We start from the raw sequence: 13427 nt of genomic DNA, 5'->3' as shown, positions 1-13427 counted from the left end.
CGCGCCGGACCGGCAGCGGCAGCGGGTCGGTCCACGCGCTCTTGCCCGGCGGGATCGTCACCGCGTGCCGGAAGCCGAACGTGGCCCGGCGGTTCGACCCCGGCACCAGCGCGGGCGAATGCGTCGACGGCTGCTTGCCGACCCACACCGACCGCACGGTCATCGCGGTGCCGCCGAACGGGTTGCTCAGCCGCACCCGCAGCGCAGCCCCGGTGGCGGTCACGGTGAGCACGTTGCGGATGGTGACGTCGGGGGCGGTGCCGTGCACGCCTTGGAGCGCCGACTCGGTCAGCGTCACCCAGCCCGGCGGGGCGCCGCCCGGCGGCGCGGCGTCCGCCGTCGCCGGAGTCAGCAGAGACGCGGAAACGGCCAGGACCACAGCGGTTCGGCGGAAGCGCATCCGAGGCGACCTTTCTGGGGAAACGACGGAGAAAGCGCTGTCACGCGCCCGGTCCGGGCGCGTGACAGCCGCTGGCGATCAGGAAGCCCACGGTGAGCTGACGAGCCAGCTCACGTCATCACTGTAGGCGTTGGCGTTGTCGAAGGTGTTCGATCCGCCGTTGGCGGCGATGTAGAGGATGTTGTCGTAGTGGCGGACGTACCGGTCGGCGAAGTTGAGCGATCTGAGCGAGGCACCCTGGCCGTTGCGGCCGGCCTCCGGGCAGAAGGTCGCGTCCTGGGCGAACAGCGAGCTGCCGTCGTTGGCCTGCAGGTACAGCCGGTAGTTCTGGTGCCGCAGGTACTGCCCGGCCGCGTTCTTCGACTCGAACGACACGCAGGAACCGCTGCCGAGGCCGGCCCGGACGGTCCAGGACGCGTTGCCCTTTTCGGTGGCGGAACTGCCGCTCCCGATCACCACGCTGTCCACAGTGGACCCGGTGTGGTGGATGTAGCGGTCGGTGTAGCCGGGGGTGGTGGCGCGCAGCGAGACCGACGTGCCCGGCGTCAGGCCGGTGCCCGCGGAGCTCGTGGCGTAGCCGGCCGCGGTGATGTTGGCCTGCACCGCGTTTTCCGTGGCGTCCGACGGATAACCGGACGTCATCACGCCTTCGTAGAAGGTGCCGCGGGCGCCGATGCTGTTGTCACCGCCGATGCCCAGGATGATGGCGCCTTCCTTCTTCATCGGGTTGTAGCCCGCGACGTTCGGGCGCACGCCATCGTAGAAGGTCGACACCCCACCGGATTGGGCGTTGCCGCCGCGGATCGCCCAGCGGTTGGGGCCGCCCTTGACGATGGCGGTCAGGAAGCGGTGGCTGATGCTGGGGTCGTTGGCGTTGTAGCGCTGGTTGACGCCGGAGAACAGGCCGTTCTCGAGGTCGGCCATGATCCACGGGCCGTTCCCGGCGCCGTAGCCCCAGACCTTGTTGTTGCCGAAGTAGATGGCTTCCATGGTGCCGTTGCCGTTGTCGCGGCTGTTGCGTTCGGCGTTGCCGTAGTCGAAGCAGCAGCCGCCGTTGTAGTGCGTGCCGTCGAAGATGGCGTACATGCCTTCGGGCTGGTCGCCGGTCGCGGTCCCGGTCGCATTGTTGTTGCGGTAACCGGTTCCGGGAGCCACGTAGACGCCGTAGGCCTTGTGGCCGCCGACGCTGATCGGCGCCGCGGTCGCGTTGGCGAGGTTGTCGTAGCCGCCGGCGGCCGGGCCCTGGAAGCCGCCCGGCGGCGCCTGCGTGAGGCGGTTGTTCCGGCCGGACTGGTCGTAGATGACCGTGATCAGGCAGGTGGTGCCCGCGCAGAACGAATCCTGCGTCGAGGCGTTGGCGACGCCACCCGCGGTCAACGGGGCGACGTCGCGCGTGGTGTTGTCGGACGCGCGCCGGACTTGGTACAGCGGACCGGTGTAGGCGCCGTACAGGGCCCGGGTCGTGGAATGCGCGGCGACACAAGGCGTGCCACCGGCCGCGTAGATGTCGCACGGCCCCTGGGTGGCCGCCTGGGACGTGCCGGCGGCGGCGAGCAGGCCGGTGACGAGCGTGCCGGCGGCGAGCAGGGCCTTCGCGACGGAGTGGGAACGGGCATATCTCGGCTGTCGTGCCATTGGTGATCTCCCGCTGGGGTACGGAAATCGTCGAATCGACAGGTGCACGGGCCGGCGACGGTGCCAACCTCCTCCTCGATCGCCGACACGCAGGAACGGCACAAGCGGAGCGATTGTGAGCGCTAACATAACTCCCGCGCCGACACAGTGCAATGGCCAGTTCTCCGTGCCCCCGCCCGGTTCCACGGTAAGAGTTCGGTAATCGGCGGACCGGCCGGATGCCGATACCGTCGGGCGATGCCCCGCTCACGATGGACGCGCGCCACCGGCTACGCCGCGCCCGCACTGGCGCTGGCCGGCTTCGGCCTGGTGCACCCGCTCGCGCTCGGCCCGGCCAGTGCACCGTGGTGGACCACGCTGCACGTCGTCCTGCTGCCGGTGTTCCCGTTGCTCGCGGTGGCGCAGTGGCTGCTGCTCTCGCCGGCACCCGCGGCCCTTCGCCGCCCGGGCCGGCTCGCGGCGTTCGGCTTCGCGGCGTTCTACGGCGGGCTCGACGCCGTGGCCGGCATCGCCGCCGGGACCGTGGTCCACAGCCAGCACGCCGTCACCCCCGTCACCGGAGCGGTGTTCGGGATCGGCGACACCCTCGGCCAGGTGGGCGCGCTGTGCTTTCTCGCGGCCAATGTCGCGGTGGTCGCGGCCGTCGCACGGGAAACGTCGTGGCGTGCCGCACCGGGCGCCGCGATCCTGCTCGCGGCGAGCGTTTCCTTCTTCGACAGCCACATTTTCTGGCCGCGGGGCGTGCTGACGATGCTCGGCGTCGCGACGGGCATGTTCCTGCTGGGCGCGATCGCGAACCCGTGGCCCGCCCGGACTTCAGCGCGCTAGCCCGGCTCCACCGTCACGCGCTCGCGGCTTTTGCGGCGTCGTAACGGGCCTGCGCCGCCATGACGTCGGGCACCGCGGCCTCGAGGACCTCGATCAGCCCCAGCAGCCGCCGCGCGACCTCCCGGCCGGAAGGCGTGAGGCTGTACTCCACGTGCGGCGGGATCGTCGGGCGCGCTTCCCGGTGCACGAAGCCGTCGCGCTCGAGGGCCTGCAGCGTCTGGGCGAGCATCTTCTCGCTGACCCCCTGCACCCGGCGGCGCAGCGCGTTGAACCGGAACACGCCGTCGTCGAGCGCGGCCAGGGCGAGCACACCCCACCGGCCGGTGACGTGCTCCAGCACGGTCCGGGACGTGCACGCGGCGCTGAACACGTCGGCCACCAGCGCCTCGTGCTCGGCGTCGGGCACGCCGTCACCTCGTTGTCCGTCCACAACTCCATACTACCCGAGAGTTTGCACGATGGATGTGACGGCACTAACAATGAGTTGGCACTTTCTAAAAGTTAGTACATTCTTCAGGGACAAGGTGCTTGAAACTTCAAGGAGTCCTCATGATCGTCGTCACCGGCGCCACCGGCCACCTCGGCAAGCTCGTCGTCGAAGGCCTGCTCGAGCAGCTCCCCGCCGACCAGGTGGTCGCCGCGGTGCGCACCCCGGAGAAGGCCGCCGACCTGGCCGAACGCGGCGTCGACGTGCGCCGCGCGGACTACACCGACCCGGACAGCCTGGTCACCGCGTTCAAGGGGGCCGACAAGGTCCTGCTGGTCTCCAGCAGCGCGGTCGGTCAGCGCGTCCCGCAGCACCAGGCGGTCATCGAAGCGGCGAAGCAGGCCGGCGTCGGCCACCTCGTCTACACGAGCGCGCCGCGGGCGACGACGTCGGCGCTCGTGCTGGCCCCGGACCACAAGGCGACCGAGGAACTGATCGAGGCTTCCGGCCTGACCGCCACGATCCTGCGCAACAACTGGTACAACGAAAACTACGCCGACGCGATCAAGCAGGCCGCTCAGACCGGCAGCCTCCTCGGCAGCGCCGGCGACGGCCGCGTCGCCAGCGCCACCCGCGCCGACTACGCGGCGGCCGCGGTCGCCGTGCTGACCGGCGAAGGCCACGAGGGCAAGGTCTACGAGCTCGCCGGGGACGTCCCCTGGTCGTACGCGGACCTCGCCGCCGAGATCGGCAAGGCCGCCGGCCGCGAGGTCGGCTACGTCGACCTGCCGGCCGACGAGCACGCCAAGGTGCTCACCGAGGCGGGCCTGCCGGAGCCGGTCGTCGGCCTGCTCGTGGCGCTGGACGCCAACACGAAGGACGGCCTGCTCGCCGAAACCTCGGACGACCTCCGCACCCTCATCGGCCGCGCCAGCACGCCGATCGGCGTGACCGTGGCCGAGCTCGCCGGCTGAACCACGCCGCGGTGGGGAGTCCATCGGGGCTCCCCACCGGCGTCACCCCGGGCGGCCGGGCTTCCGCTGCGAGACGCTGTTCTCCCGCAACGGCGGCTGCCACACCCGGGGTTCCGGGGACGCGCCGTCGTCGCCCGGCTGGTCGAGCGGGTCGGTCCCGTTCTGCCAGCGAGCCCAGTGAGCCGCGCACATCCTCCGCCAGAGGGCCGGCTCGTCGCACTGGTACCGCCGGCAGGCCGGCACCCGCTCCTGGTGATCGCTCACGTATCGCTCCACTCGCCATCGAACGTTCCGCGTTCAACTACCACAGCGACACCGGCGTTGTCGATCCTCGTCTCCCCCGCGCGGACGCTCCGGGATCGCCGCGGTTAACCCTCCGCTAACCGGGAAAGCCCCCTCCGACCGCCACCCCGGACGACGGAGGGAATTCTCGTGTTCCGTCACACGAAGCTGCTGCAGTTCGAAGCCAAGCCCGAAAAGCCCGACCCCGTCTACGCCCACAAGCTCCAGGAACTCATCGGCGGCGCCTACGGCGAAATGACCGTCACCATGCAATACCTGTTCCAAGGCTGGAACTGCCGCATCGAAGGCAAGTACAAAGACCTGATCATGGACACCGCGACCGAAGAAATCGGCCACGTCGAAATGCTCGCCACCATGGTCGCCCGGCTCCTCGAAGGCGCCCCCGCCACCGCCACCGCCGAAGCCGTCAAAGACCCGGTGATGGCCGCCGTGATCGGCGGCATGGACCCGCAACAGGCCATCGTCGCCGGCGGCGGCGCCCTCCCGGCCGACAGCAACGGCTACCCCTGGAACGGCAGGTACATCGTCGCCTCCGGCAACCTCCTGGCCGACTTCCGCGCCAACGCCGCCGCCGAAGCGCAGGGCCGGCTCCAGACCGCGCGGTTGTACAACATGACCGACGACCCCGGCGTCAAGGCCATGCTGAAGTTCAACCTGGCCCGCGACACCGTGCACCAGAAGCAGTGGCTGGCCGCCATCGAAGAACTCAAAGCCGACGGCCTCGAGGACGACATCGTCCCCAACGCCCTGCTCGACGAAGAGGACCAGACCCACAACCACACCATCTGGCACCTCTCCGACGGCCCCGACGGCGCCAAGGGCAGCAGCTGGACCACCGACGCCGGCCTCGAGTACCTCATGGATCCCGAACCGCTCGGCGGCCCCGGCACCGCACCGAAGCCCGACCCCGCGCTGTACGGCACCTACGCGCCGCTGCAGGACGCGAAGGGCACCGCCAAGGGCAAGGCCAAGGAAGTCAAGAACAAGCTCACCTGACACGTCCCGGGGCCGCCGTCGGTGACGGCGGCCCCGGGCGGGCGTCCGGGTGAGGAGGCGCGCGTCACGGGTTCGAACGCCACCGGCCGGGTATCCGGGCGGAGTTCCCTCGCGCCCCCGTGGAGGCCCAGTGCAGCCTTGGCCCGGTTCCCCCTACCCGCTCGGCGCCGACTACGACGGTGTCGGCACCAACTTCGCGCTCTTCTCCGAGGTCGCCGACCACGTCGACCTGTGCCTGTTCGCCCCGGACGGAACCGAGACCCGGATCCGGCTGCCGGAGGTCGACGGCTTCGTCCACCACGGCTACCTGACCGGCATCGGCCCCGGTCAGGAGTACGGCTTCCGCGTCCACGGGCCGCACGACCCCGGCCGCGGGCTGCGGTGCAACCCCGCCAAGCTGCTGCTCGACCCGTACGCCAAGGCCGTCACCGGCCGGGTGGACTGGGACGAGTCCGTGTTCGGCTACCGGTTCGGCCGGCCCGAGGAGCGCAACGACGACGATTCGGCGGCCCACACCGTCCGCGCGGTCGTCGTCAACCCGTACTTCGACTGGGCCAACGACCGGCCGCCGAAGGTGCCGTACAACGAGAGCGTCATCTACGAGGCCCACGTCCGCGGCTTGACGAAGCTCCACCCGGACGTCCCGGAGGAGCTGCGGGGAACGTACTCCGGGCTGGCGCACCCGGTGATGATCGAGTACCTCAAGACCCTCGGCGTCACCGCCGTCGAGCTGATGCCGGTCCACCAGTTCCTGCACGACCACGCCCTCACCGAACGCGGCCTGGCCAATTACTGGGGCTACAACACGATCGCCTACTTCGCGCCGCACAACGAATACGCCGCCTCGATCCTGCCCGCCACGCCGGGCAGCGAGGTGCACGAGTTCAAGGCGATGGTGCGGACGCTGCACGAAGCGGGCATCGAGGTCATCCTCGACGTCGTCTACAACCACACGGCCGAAGGCAACCACCTCGGGCCCACGCTGTCCATGCGCGGCATCGACAACCAGGCCTACTACCGGCTGGTCGAGAACGACCCGCAGTACTACATGGACTACACCGGCACCGGCAACTCGCTGAACGTGCGCCAGCCGCACACCCTGCAGCTGATCATGGACTCGCTGCGGTACTGGGTCACCGAGATGCACGTCGACGGCTTCCGGTTCGACCTCGCCGCCACGCTCGCCCGCGAGTTCTACGACGTCGACCGGCTGGCCACGTTCTTCGACCTGGTGCAGCAGGACCCGGTGGTGAGCCAGGTGAAGCTGATCGCCGAGCCGTGGGACGTCGGCCCCGGCGGCTACCAGGTCGGCAACTTCCCGCCGCTGTGGACCGAGTGGAACGGCGCCTACCGGGACACCGTCCGCGACTTCTGGCGGGGCGAGCCGGCGACACTGGGCGAGTTCGCCTCCCGGATCACCGGCTCGTCGGACCTCTACCAGAACGACGGCCGCCGCCCCTTCGCGTCGATCAACTTCGTCACCGCGCACGACGGCTTCACCCTCAACGACCTGGTGTCGTACAACGAAAAGCACAATGAGGCCAACGGCGAGGACGGCCGCGACGGCGCCGACGACAACCGGTCGTGGAACTGCGGCGCGGAGGGCCCGACCGAGGACGAGAAGGTCCTCGACCTGCGGGCCCGGCAGCGCCGGAACCTGATCGCCACGATGCTGCTCTCCCAGGGCGTGCCGATGCTCCTCCACGGCGACGAGTTCGGCCGCACCCAGCAGGGCAACAACAACGCCTACTGCCAGGACAACGAGCTGTCCTGGGTCGACTGGTCGCTGCTGGAGCGCCACCGCGAGCTGTTCGAGTTCACCTCGGCCGTGGTGGACCTGCGCCACCAGCACCCGGTGTTCCGCCGCCGCCGCTTCTTCGCCGGCCGACCGATCCGCCGCGGCGACGAACTGCGCGACATCGCCTGGTTCACCCCGGCCGGCGACGAGATGACGGACCAGGACTGGGAGTCCGGCTTCGGCCGCAGCATCATGGTCTTCCTCAACGGAACGGCCATCCCGGACCTCGACGCCCGGGGAGAGCGCGTGGTGGACGACTCGTTCCTGCTCTGCTTCAACGCCCACGACGACGACATGACCATGACGATCCCCGGCGGCGGCTACGGCGAGGAGTGGGCGATCGTCCTCGATTCGGCCACCGGCGAGGTCTTCCACCGATCGGTCGGCGGTGTCCTGGTCGGCGGTGTGGCGGGTGACCGGCTGGCCACCCCGCGCACGGTGCCGGGCCACGGCGAGCTGGTGGTCGGCGGCCGATCGCTGACCGTGCTGATGCGCACCGTGGAGCAGACGGGGTAGCGCCGCGGAACCACCCGATCGTCATGTGTAGCCACCCCCGGGCCGGGGTACGCGCGCGATGCACGTACCCCGGCGGCGGCAGGTGGGAGTCCGATGACCGACACAGTGACACGCCCGGTTCCGATCCCCCACCGCCCGGTGTGGCGGGGTCCACGCGGCGCGACGATCCTGAAGACGATCCGCACCACCGACCACAAGACGATCGGCGTGCTGTACCTGACGACGTCGTTCGCGTTCTTCCTGATCGGCGGCCTGACCGCGCTGCTCATGCGGGGCGAGCTGGCCCGGCCCGGCCTGCAGTTCCTGTCGCCGGAGCAGTACAACCAGCTCTTCACCATGCACGGCACGATCATGCTGCTGCTCTACGCCACCCCGAACCTGTTCGGGTTCGCCAACTTCGTCCTGCCGCTGCAGATCGGCTCCCCGGACGTGGCGTTCCCGCGGCTCAACGCGTTCTCCTACTGGCTGTACCTGTTCGGCGGCACGATCGTCCTCTCCGCCTACGCCACCCCCGGCGGCCCGCCCGACTTCGGCTGGACGGCCTACACGCCGCTGTCCAACGCCATCCACTCCCCCGGCATCGGCGGGGACCTGTGGATCTCGGGGCTGATCGTCACCGGGCTCGGGACGATCCTCGGCGCGGTCAACATGATCACGACCGTGGTGTGCCTGCGCTGTCCCGGGATGCTCATGTGGCGGATGCCGATCTTCACCTGGAACATCCTGTTCACCTCGGTGCTGATCCTGCTCGCGTTCCCGATCCTGACCGCGGCGCTGTTCGGGCTGCTGGCCGACCGGCACCTCGGATCGCACGTGTTCGACCCGGAGAACGGCGGCGCGATCCTCTGGCAGCACCTGTTTTGGTTCTTCGGCCACCCCGAGGTCTACGTGGTCGCCCTGCCCTACTTCGGGATCGTCACCGAGATCATCCCGGTGTTCAGCCGCAAGCCGCTGTTCGGCTACAAGCTCATGGTGTTCGCGACGATCGGCATCACGGCCCTGTCGGCGGCGGTCTGGGCCCACCACATGTTCGCCACCGGCGCCGTGCTCCTGCCGTTCTTCTCGATCATGACGTTCTTCATCGCGGTGCCGACCGGGATCAAGTTCTTCAACTGGATCGGCACCATGTGGCGGGGTTCGCTCACCTTCGAGTCACCGATGCTCTGGTCGGTCGGCTTCCTGGTCACCTTCCTGCTGGGCGGGCTGACCGGCATCATCCTCGCCTCGCCGCCGCTGGACTTCCACATCCACGACAGCTACTTCGTCGTCGCCCACTTCCACTACGTGCTCTTCGGCACCATCGTCTTCGCCACCTTCGCCGGCATCTACTTCTGGTTCCCGAAGATCACCGGCCGGATGCTCGACGAACGGCTGGCGAAGTGGCACTTCTGGACGACGTTCCTCGGCTTCCACACGACGTTCCTCATCCAGCACTGGCTCGGCGACGCGGGCATGCCGCGCCGCTACGCCGACTACCTGTCGAGCGACGGCTTCACCTGGATGCACACGGTGTCCACCATCGGCGCGTTCCTGCTGGGCCTGTCGGTGCTGCCGTTCATCTGGAACGTCTTCAAGAGCTACCGCTACGGCGACCCCATCGACGTCGACGACCCGTGGGGCTTCGGCAACTCGCTCGAATGGGCCACGACCAGCCCGCCGCCCCGGCACAACTTCCTCGAGCTGCCCCGCATCCGCTCGGAGCGTCCCGCCTTCGAGCTGCACTACCCGCACATGGTCGAACGGATGCACGCCGAAGGCCACATCACCCGCGGGCACCCCGGCGACGCGCCGGCGCCGTCCGAGGTGGTCGCGGGCGCCACCCAGCCCGACGAGCAGGGCGAAAGTGACGACCCCCGCGGCCGCTGACCCGGGCCCGCCGCTGTCGGCGTGGGAACGGCGGCGGCTCCACGGGATCGAGCGCGGGCTGCGGGCGGGCCCGCGCAAGCGGCTGCCGCTGTGCCTCTGCTTCGACGCCGTCGCGCTGGCGTTGCTGGCGGCCGGGTTCTTCGTGGCGCTGCCGTGGCTGTTCGCCGGCTTCGTCGCCGTCAACCTCGCGGTGTGCGCGCACTTGGAGCGCTGAACACCGGGTCAGAGGATCGGCACGCCGCCGGTCACCGCGACGCGCGCGCCGGAGACGTAGCTGCCGTCGTCGGAAGCCAGCAGCACGTACACCGGCGCCAGCTCGGCCGGCTGGCCGGCGCGGCCCAGCGGCACCTGCTCGCCGAAGGACTTCACCTGCTCCTCCGGCATGGTGGCCGGGATCAGCGGCGTCCAGATCGGCCCCGGCGCGACGCTGTTGGCGCGGATCCCCTTCGGCCCCAGCAGCTGCGCCAGTGCCGCGCACATGTTGGCGATGCCCGCCTTCGTCACGTCGTAGGGCAGCAGCTGCGGGGTCGGGTTGTCGGAGTTCACCGACGAGCTGCCGATGATCGACGCCCCGGGCTTCATGTGCGGCACGGCCGCCTTGGCGAGGTGGAAGAACGCGCTCAGGTTGATGGCGAGGGTGCGGTCCCACTCCTCGTCCGGGATCTCGTCCAGGGTTTCGTGGCTCATCTGGAAGGCGGCGTTGTTGACCAGGACGTCGATCCGGCCGAACTCGTCGACGGTGCGGGCGACCAGGGCCCGGCAGTGCGCCGGGTCGGCGACGTCACCGGGCACGACGACGGCCTTGCGCCCGGCCTCCTCGACCCAGCGCCGCGTCTCTTCGGCGTCCTCGTGCTCGTCCAGGTAGGAGATCAGGACGTCGGCGCCTTCCCGCGCGTACGCGATCGCCACCGCGCGGCCGATCCCGCTGTCCGCGCCGGTGATGAGCGCGGCCTTGCCGGTCAGCTTGCCGGAGCCGCGGTAGCTGTGCTCGCCGTGGTCGGGCCGCGGCGTCATGGCGGCGGTGGTCCCGGGCGGGGTCTGCTGCTGGGCGGGCTGCTCGGACACGGTGGCTCCTCCGGTGCGGGAATGGATCTCCCCGTCCGGGTTCCCGATGGCGCACGGCTCACACTGTCATCTTGATGATGACTTCCTACTTGTCATCGTTTGGATGACGTGTTAGAACAGTAGTGCGTGTTGACAGCCACCGTCGAAGCCCAGAAGGAGGGACACCGATGTTGATGCGCACCGACCCGTTCCGCGAGCTGGACCGCCTGACCCAGCAGGTCCTCGGCACCGCCGGAACCTGGTCGAAGCCGGCCGCGATGCCGATGGACGCCTACCGCACCGGCGACGAGTTCGTGGTCTGCTTCGACCTGCCGGGCGTCGCACCGGACGCCATCGAGCTCGACATCGAGCGCAACGTGCTGACGGTCAAGGCCGAGCGCCGCCCGCTCCCCGGCGGCGGCGACGACGTCGAGATGCACGTGTCCGAGCGGCCGCTGGGCGTGTTCTCGCGCCAGCTGTTCCTCGGCGAGAGCCTCGACACCGACCGCATCGCCGCCGACTACGAGGCCGGCGTCCTGACCCTGCGCATCCCGGTCGCCGAGAAGGCCAAGCCGCGCCGCATCGAGATCAGCGGCGAGCGGTCCGACCGCAAGGAAATCCAGGCCTGACGGACGGAAAGGTGAACGAAGCGGCCCACGCCGCGGCGGAGAAGATCTTCGCCGCGGCCGCAGAACTCGGCACCACCCGCCAGGAGGCGATCCTCGTGACCCGGGCGGTCCACGCGGTCAAGAAGGGCCGCCCGACCGAGGTCGCCCTCACCGACACCCCGCAGCACCGCCGGCGCCGGCTGGCCCACGTCGTCGGCGGCGCGCTGTGGGACCCGGCCCTCGACGCGGACGAGGTGCTGGCGGCCGTCGTCAGCGCCGGCCGCACGGCTCCCCGCGAGCGGCAGCCCTCGGCCGCCGCCTGACTTCGATCCGCTACCGCGCCCCGTCGGCCCGCCGCACGGTCACCGCCGGCCCGTTCCCCGTTCCGGACAACGGCGTCGGCCCGAACCAGTCCAGGCAGACCACCATCGCGTCGTCCTCGGCCTGGCTGCCGTGCCGGCGGGTCGACAGCTCTCGCAGCATCGCGCCCGGCACGTGCGCCGCCGGCAGTTCCGCCGTCGCCGTCACCGCTTCGGCGAGTTCCCGGTCCCCGTACCGCTCGCCGTGCGGGCCGAGCGCGTTGTAGACCCCGTCGCTGACGAAGACGAACCGGTCGCCGTCGGCCGCCTGGAAGCCTTCGAGCGTGTAGATCGTGCCGTCGAACGTGCCGAGCGGGAGCTGCTCGTCGAAGAGGATCCGCTCGGCCTTGCCGTCCCGCAGCCGCCACAACCGCGGCGAGCCGGCGTCGACCACCGTCACCGCGCCGGTGCCGAGGTCGAATTCCAGCAGCAACGCGGCCACGTGCTCGGCGCCGCGGTAGTGCGCGTAGAGCGCCTGGTCGGCGAGTTCGGCCTGCGCGTCGAGCGCGATCCCGGCCCGCCGGGCGTTGCGCAGCGCGTTCACCGCGAGGTTCGTCAGCAGCGCCGCTTCGCTGCCCTCCCCCATGCCGTTGATCAGCGTGACCGCGAGCTTGCGCGCGGACGCCGACCAGTCGAAGCAGTCCCCGTAGATGGCGTAGGCCGGTTCCAGCTGGCCGCCGAGCGCGAATTCCGCGCGGGTGCAGGCGCGCCCGGGCAGCAGCTGCCACTGCATCTCCGCGGCCAGCGTCAGCCGCGAAGACCGCCGGGCCTGGATGTAGAGGTCGGTGTCCCGGTCGGCGACGAACAGCTCGTGGGCCACCGCTTCGGCGAACCGCTGGAGCTCGGCCCACACCGGCGGCTCCGGTTCACCCGGCAAGGTGACGGCCAGGACGCCGAGCCGGTCACCGCGGACGCTGACCGGCAGGTAGCCGGTGACGCGGTCGCCGTCGCGGGAAAACGTCGCCGCCTGCGTGAGGAACGCCGTGCCGGGGGTCGTGCCGTCGACCGGGATCGGCTCCGTCGTGTAGGGCTGCTCGCCCACCTGGCACAGCTCGGTCAGGGCGTAGTCGGCCATCAGCAGCTCGACCGCCTCGGCGCCGAAGTGCTCGCCGAGTCCCGACCGCAACGCGCCGGGCAGGTCGTGCGGTGGTACGTCACGGAGGAGACGCTCCACCGCCAGGGATCTGTCCAACGCCTGCCTCCTGCTCACGCGCCCGTGCCGGGTCGGTTCTGTCGAGTCTGCGCCGCTCCCGCGCGCCGGTCCACGGCGAGTCTGTGGGCTGTGCTGCCGGTTCAGCATAGGGATGCCAAAGTGGACGCCGTGGATCGATCCCGCGAGCAGGCCGCCCCGGACGGGACGGCTGCCGTGTCGGACCTCGCCCGCCTCTTCGAGTCGGTGGTCGAGGGAGAGCGGGACGTCTCGCCGCGTCCGCTGTCGGTGTCGCAGCTGCGCGCGGTCGTCGCGCTGGATCGCCACGACGGGGTCAACCTGCGGCAGCTGGCCGAGCAGCTGGGCTCGACGCCGCCGCTGGTCAGCAGGCTCTGCGACCGGCTGGAGGCGGTCGGGTTCCTCGAACGCCTGCCCAGCGCGCGCAGCCGGCGGGAGCTGACCCTGCGGCTGTCCGACCGCGGCCGCGCCTACCTGCAGGACCTGCGGTCCCGGCGCCGGGACC

14 protein-coding genes and 1 pseudogene are annotated in these 13427 nt (G+C 70.4%); 9 read left to right on the top strand and 6 right to left on the bottom strand.

All coding sequences use genetic code 11. The features are described 5' to 3' along the window. Both CCN39_RS18175 and CCN39_RS18170 read right to left on the bottom strand, forming a co-directional pair. Positions 1-400 (bottom strand): annotated as a pseudogene (locus CCN39_RS18175) (GDSL-type esterase/lipase family protein); the annotation flags it as partial. A gap of 78 nt (positions 401-478) precedes the next feature. Beyond that, on the bottom strand, positions 479-2035 hold the full coding sequence (locus tag CCN39_RS18170) for an alpha-L-arabinofuranosidase B (protein ID WP_086843509.1): 1557 nt from the start codon (positions 2033-2035) through the stop codon (positions 479-481). A gap of 237 nt (positions 2036-2272) precedes the next feature. On the opposite strand from CCN39_RS18170, the gene CCN39_RS18165 reads away from it, so the two are divergent. Beyond that, entirely contained in the window at positions 2273-2863 is a 591-nt protein-coding gene (locus CCN39_RS18165) for a hypothetical protein (RefSeq protein ID WP_086843507.1), read from the top strand. A gap of 13 nt (positions 2864-2876) precedes the next feature. On the opposite strand, the gene CCN39_RS18160 is transcribed toward CCN39_RS18165, so the two are convergent. Further along, entirely contained in the window at positions 2877-3269 is a 393-nt protein-coding gene (locus CCN39_RS18160; RefSeq protein WP_086843505.1) for a winged helix-turn-helix transcriptional regulator, read from the bottom strand. 143 nt (positions 3270-3412) lie between these two features. On the opposite strand from CCN39_RS18160, the gene CCN39_RS18155 reads away from it, so the two are divergent. After that, positions 3413-4264, top strand: coding sequence for an SDR family oxidoreductase (locus tag CCN39_RS18155; protein ID WP_086843503.1), 852 nt, complete (start codon positions 3413-3415; stop codon positions 4262-4264). Between the two features lie 42 nt (positions 4265-4306). On the opposite strand, the gene CCN39_RS18150 is transcribed toward CCN39_RS18155, so the two are convergent. Next, a complete protein-coding gene (locus CCN39_RS18150) occupies positions 4307-4528 on the bottom strand; it encodes a hypothetical protein (RefSeq protein WP_244210847.1) in 222 nt (73 codons plus the stop codon). Between the two features lie 168 nt (positions 4529-4696). Between CCN39_RS18150 and CCN39_RS18145 the strand changes: the two genes are divergently transcribed. The 4 genes from CCN39_RS18145 to CCN39_RS18130 all read left to right on the top strand — a co-directional run bounded on the left by CCN39_RS18145 (position 4697) and on the right by CCN39_RS18130 (position 9957). Beyond that, positions 4697-5563: a manganese catalase gene (locus CCN39_RS18145; protein ID WP_086843499.1), complete on the top strand. Its 867-nt coding sequence runs from the start codon at positions 4697-4699 to the stop codon at positions 5561-5563. 130 nt (positions 5564-5693) lie between these two features. Then, the gene (gene glgX / locus CCN39_RS18140) at positions 5694-7877 is read left to right on the top strand and encodes a glycogen debranching protein GlgX (RefSeq protein WP_086843497.1); all 2184 of its coding nucleotides are present in this window, start codon (positions 5694-5696) and stop codon (positions 7875-7877) included. A 93-nt stretch (positions 7878-7970) separates the two neighbouring features. Then, positions 7971-9743 carry an aa3-type cytochrome oxidase subunit I gene (gene ctaD / locus CCN39_RS18135; RefSeq protein WP_086843495.1) on the top strand — a complete coding sequence of 591 codons (1773 nt, stop codon included), beginning with the start codon at positions 7971-7973 and terminating at the stop codon, positions 9741-9743. Further along, the gene (locus tag CCN39_RS18130; RefSeq protein ID WP_086843493.1) at positions 9721-9957 is read left to right on the top strand and encodes a hypothetical protein; all 237 of its coding nucleotides are present in this window, start codon (positions 9721-9723) and stop codon (positions 9955-9957) included. Before ctaD ends, CCN39_RS18130 begins: the two co-directional genes overlap by 23 nt. 8 nt (positions 9958-9965) lie before the next feature. Here the strand turns inward: CCN39_RS18130 and CCN39_RS18125 are convergent, their stop codons facing one another. Further along, the gene (locus CCN39_RS18125; RefSeq protein WP_086843492.1) at positions 9966-10808 is read right to left on the bottom strand and encodes an SDR family oxidoreductase; all 843 of its coding nucleotides are present in this window, start codon (positions 10806-10808) and stop codon (positions 9966-9968) included. 167 nt (positions 10809-10975) lie between these two features. Here CCN39_RS18125 and CCN39_RS18120 point away from each other — a divergent pair, with 167 nt between their 5' ends. After that, on the top strand, positions 10976-11416 hold the full coding sequence (locus tag CCN39_RS18120; protein ID WP_086843490.1) for an Hsp20/alpha crystallin family protein: 441 nt from the start codon (positions 10976-10978) through the stop codon (positions 11414-11416). An 11-nt stretch (positions 11417-11427) separates the two neighbouring features. Next, positions 11428-11718 carry a hypothetical protein gene (locus CCN39_RS18115; protein ID WP_086843488.1) on the top strand — a complete coding sequence of 97 codons (291 nt, stop codon included), beginning with the start codon at positions 11428-11430 and terminating at the stop codon, positions 11716-11718. Positions 11719-11728: 10 nt separating this feature from the next. Here the strand turns inward: CCN39_RS18115 and CCN39_RS18110 are convergent, their stop codons facing one another. After that, entirely contained in the window at positions 11729-12946 is a 1218-nt protein-coding gene (locus CCN39_RS18110; protein ID WP_086843486.1) for a PP2C family protein-serine/threonine phosphatase, read from the bottom strand. A gap of 174 nt (positions 12947-13120) precedes the next feature. Here CCN39_RS18110 and CCN39_RS18105 point away from each other — a divergent pair. Further along, a partial coding sequence (locus tag CCN39_RS18105; protein ID WP_086843510.1) for a MarR family transcriptional regulator occupies positions 13121-13427 on the top strand: 307 nt, incomplete at its 3' end.

This window comes from Amycolatopsis kentuckyensis (assembly GCF_002155975.1).
In the GTDB taxonomy this organism is placed as follows: Bacteria; Actinomycetota; Actinomycetes; order Mycobacteriales; family Pseudonocardiaceae; genus Amycolatopsis; species Amycolatopsis kentuckyensis.
The sequence above is the reverse complement of the archived record's forward strand: the minus strand, read 5'-3'. Positions and strand labels throughout refer to the sequence as shown.